Genomic DNA, 4,081 nt, shown 5'->3' on the forward strand with positions numbered 1-4,081 from the left:
TTTTATAGTTTGTTGCGCTTAAATCAAGCGGTAGTTTAATCGTTTCCTGAGCATCACTGACATTATCATTATAAGTTAGCTCGATGCCGTTAAACTCGCTATCTGCTGCAAATAATCGGCTGATAGTGTCACTTGCGGGCTTCTTGTTTCTGTGTGTAAATAATGCGCTTGATGACGCTTGTACATTGTCAAAACTGAATCTAATCTTGCCGTTTTGTCGATAGGCAATACAAAACACGCTATCCGCAATCATTCGTACTGTTTCCTCGAATGATATATTATCGCTGTCTAATGTGTAACCAAACTCTATATTAAGCGGATTCCATGTGTTGATTGTATTTCTAACACCCCATATTTGAGCCATATCTACATCATTAGCCAATACACGCTGGCCTATTTTTGAATCAATGCTTGCTGCCGCTAAAATATCAATAAATGACTTTGTGGCTGATATTGTACCGCTTGCGACTGAACCATCACTAGCAAATGAGCCGCTAAACGTAGTGCCATTAAATGTCGGCAATTTGCGCGTGGCGTTACAATTAAACTTACGCTCTTTTAATGATGTCGCTCGTTGTGTTGCTTTTGACACAACTTGTACAGTTGTCACATTGCCAAAATCCGTTACTGTAATCGGCGTGACTGCGTATAAATCTTGGTACTTTATTTCGTCAATTACTGTACCGCTAAAGCCGTAATCGTGGTTGCTTGTGCGTCTTGCGCGTACCCGTGTTGCGCCTGTATGACCTGTTGTTATCTCGATAGTTTTTGCTTGCTCGTCGCTTGTCGCTGCCGTCATTGTTCCTGTTGTTGTTGTTATCGCGCCTGTGGGTAGATATGAGCCATCTAACGCCTGCGTCTCTATAGCATAGTCAACAGAGAGAGTTGTTTTACCGCTACCTGCATCATAAAATAACCCTTGTGGCGCGACTAAATTAACCCATACTTGTGTCATATTAGTGTCTTTAAGCGTCACCCATGACGTATATTCAGGATTGCCTGATGTTATTGTAAATGTGCCACTTGCTGATGATGTTAGTGTAAGCGTTGCTGTTGTCAACTCTAAAATATTAGATCCGCCAATTTTTGACCTTATTGTATAGCTGCCGTCATAAATAGCGGCAGGTGTACCTGCTATAGATATAACGTCACCGACAGATGTGTTCTCGTAAATCTCATCACTAACCCCGCCTATTCTATCGTATACACTTGGAATTGTTGACGCTTTATAAAAATCAATTAGCCCAGCATATGTTAAAACAAACTGATTACGCGCTTTTAACACCTCACCAGTGACGTTATTTGAGCGTTTAACCAATAGAATCGGCTCACTAATAGCAGAGCCGATAGTTAAAAAAGGACTGCCGCTATTTGGGCTTGTGAAAGGGTTGAAGAACTCCGCGCTCGTGCCATCAATATCTGATAATAATGTTTCACCATCGCGCACGTCTGCCACGTGATACCAACCGCGCCCTATACACATATAAGAGTATTCGTATTGCTTGTTGTTGATGTATTTTGAGTAAACAGGCTGGATAAGCGAAGGATAAGCGCGAACTAAGCCGAAAATATCTTCTATTCGTTGCAGTACCCGCGCCTCGTTTGTGCGGTTTGCTAAAGAGTTGTTAGAGCTTTGTTGAGTGCGATTAATGTTTGTCGGAACATTGGGAGTAGGGACTAATTTCTGAATGAGATAATCGTTAATTTTTAGCGTTAAATACGCGGACGGGTTTAGAAAAGCCAACGCGTCACCGCATGGACTCAACAAAACAATGTAATGCCCATTGCTCGACATTAACTTTTCTACGTTTTTAGTAATATCGGTTTGTTGGCTAGGTTGGCCTTCATAAATCGCATAATTTGTTAATTCTTCTTTATGTTCTAAAATCCAATGCGCGACAGTTTCAGCCTGAAATAGCGTAGGCTCTTTATCAAACGGACTGTTAAAATAATCAATTGTTACGGTCATATCGGTAATACTCAATCAGTCCGTAGGTGTCGGTAATTTGCGCCAATGGTTGCCAAATAACCATATTTCGCAAGCTGTGCAAAACGCCATTGTTATAATATAACCCACAATGAGTAACTTTTTTATTCTTTCCAAGCAAAACAACATCATAATTATTTGCGCTTTCTTGCTGTGCAAATCCGTGTTTATTGTCATGTAAAGCAAGCCGAAAAGCATTAGCAACATCGCGCATCGAATCGGTTTTAGGCGTGTAATCATCAACACATAAACCCAACTCATTGACATAAACATCAGCGACCAACTGCCAACACGGCGGCCATTCGTAATGCTTGGCTAGATATTTTTCAATCATAAAAAACCACGCAACATAGGAAAACGACTGAATGTGTAAAGCTCACCCGTGCGCGTAACATTTAGCTTAGGCGCAACGGCTGACAATGAAGCAACGCCGCGTGTATATGTGATAGATTCAACTTGTAATCGTTGGACGGCTTGCGGCTCGGTCAAATCATCAGATAAGTAAGCCCTATACGTCAAGATTATTTTTTCAGTTGTGCCTAAAGCAATTCTGTCTAACTCTTTTCTAAGCACGTTATCAGCATCGGTAGTGTCAATTGACACGTTGAACTTTTGGTCTAAGTTGTCGGGAGTGCCAGCCAGTGCAACATTTAGATTAGTTGATTGCACGACAAGTGTATTGCTGTTTTCATCGACTACCGCGCCGCTTGTCGGCTCTTTCCACAAATGATAAGTTTGAGTCAGTGAAGAATGAGCAATACTAATAACCTCAATCATGTATTTTGTTTGTGGCGCACTAGCCAAAAACTCTCTTAATCTTGCTTCAATATCTAAACTCATACTAGCACCAACGTATCTTCTAACGTAAACTCAGCAAGACGGTCAAACAATTCTGTAATGTCAGCAATGTCAGCACCTGCATTCCAAATAGCAATTATTGCCGCTGCGCCTTCCTCGGTAAAGTCATATATTTTAGGCTCAGCCTCTACTTGAAAAGTCACAACAAAATTATTGCCGTCCGTCGCTGCCGTATTTACAGAGTTAGGAATGATATTAACAACGTGCTGCTCTAGTCCTGTACCGCTATCAAGTGGCATCTCAAACGATAACGCGCCTTTTTTAATGATGCGTAAATAAAACAACTCCCACACTCGTAAATGCCCTGCTGTACACGCTAACGCGACATTAAAAACCCTTGTGCATCGGTCAAAGTCTAACGCATAGCGATTAAAACCGCCCTCAACCTCAGTACGGTTTACACCACCTGCCGAACCATAACTATAGCCACTTGGCGAGGTCACAGGATATAAATCACGCGGTAAATTGATTGCGGTCATTTAGCGTCTCCGCTGTAAATTATAAGACTGTTGTTGGGCGCGGCTAATCTTACTGTTTGGGTCTCTTGTTTGTGCCGCTACCGCTTCAATCACGGTTAAAATAAGCTCCCCATCAGGCATTCTACGCTCTTCAGTGCGGTCTATTTTACCCGTGGTTTGATTAACAATCGTCACTTTAGTATCACCACCACCCAATTTGTGATTAGGTGTAACATGGCCATTGCCACCCATCGTGATAATCTCAGCACCGCGCTCGCCCACTAAGTATTGATTACCTGCCTGTACATCGCCACCCATTGCCCTTGCGCCGCTAACATTTTGAGCAACATCTACAACAGCAATTGCGCCCATTAGTGCTATATTTGCATATCCTAAACCGCGAATCATTGCGGCATGAGCTGTACCTGCAACCAACAAAGCAGGGTTTGCAGTCATGAAGGCTGCCATTGCATAACTTGCCTGTGTTGCAATTGCTGATTGTTCTACCATTAAAGCAGCTTGTGCAATAGCAATAACTTTTTGAGCAACAAAAGCCGCTTGTGCAATAGCGTTGTTTTCGTGGCCAGTCTTTCTAGCTAATTCAAGTATGCTGCCGCCTAAATCAGACATCATGCCTAATTCTGTTTGTTTTATCGCTGTTTGTTCTGCTGCTTCCTCTTTGGCAATAGCAACACGTTCAGCGGATAGTTGTTTCTGGTTGTTATTGCGTAATTGTGCGGCCTCAGCTTCTAAAACAGAGCCTCTGGCCTCAGCACGT

The 4,081-nt window shown here is 42.4% G+C and carries 5 protein-coding genes; all 5 read right to left on the reverse strand.

All coding sequences use genetic code 11. From position 1 onward, the window contains the following. Positions 1-1,969: host specificity factor TipJ family phage tail protein (locus tag Q0212_RS03330; RefSeq protein WP_297922195.1), on the reverse strand; the 1,969-nt coding region annotated here is incomplete at its 3' end. Further along, entirely contained in the window at positions 1,953-2,321 is a 369-nt protein-coding gene (locus Q0212_RS03335; protein ID WP_297922198.1) for an NlpC/P60 family protein, read from the reverse strand. The genes Q0212_RS03335 and Q0212_RS03330, both read right to left, overlap by 17 nt. Beyond that, the gene (locus Q0212_RS03340; protein ID WP_297922201.1) at positions 2,318-2,827 is read right to left on the reverse strand and encodes a DUF1833 family protein; all 510 of its coding nucleotides are present in this window, start codon (positions 2,825-2,827) and stop codon (positions 2,318-2,320) included. Before Q0212_RS03340 ends, Q0212_RS03335 begins: the two co-directional genes overlap by 4 nt. After that, positions 2,824-3,324, reverse strand: coding sequence for a hypothetical protein (locus Q0212_RS03345; RefSeq protein ID WP_297922204.1), 501 nt, complete (start codon positions 3,322-3,324; stop codon positions 2,824-2,826). The genes Q0212_RS03340 and Q0212_RS03345 overlap by 4 nt, the downstream gene beginning before the upstream one ends. Beyond that, positions 3,325-4,081 (reverse strand): hypothetical protein (locus tag Q0212_RS03350; RefSeq protein ID WP_297922207.1); only part of this gene is annotated, 757 nt, incomplete at its 5' end. It abuts the gene before it with no gap.

Origin of the sequence: uncultured Agitococcus sp. (assembly GCF_937920075.1) — a bacterium.
Taxonomy (GTDB): domain Bacteria; phylum Pseudomonadota; class Gammaproteobacteria; order Pseudomonadales; family Moraxellaceae; genus Agitococcus.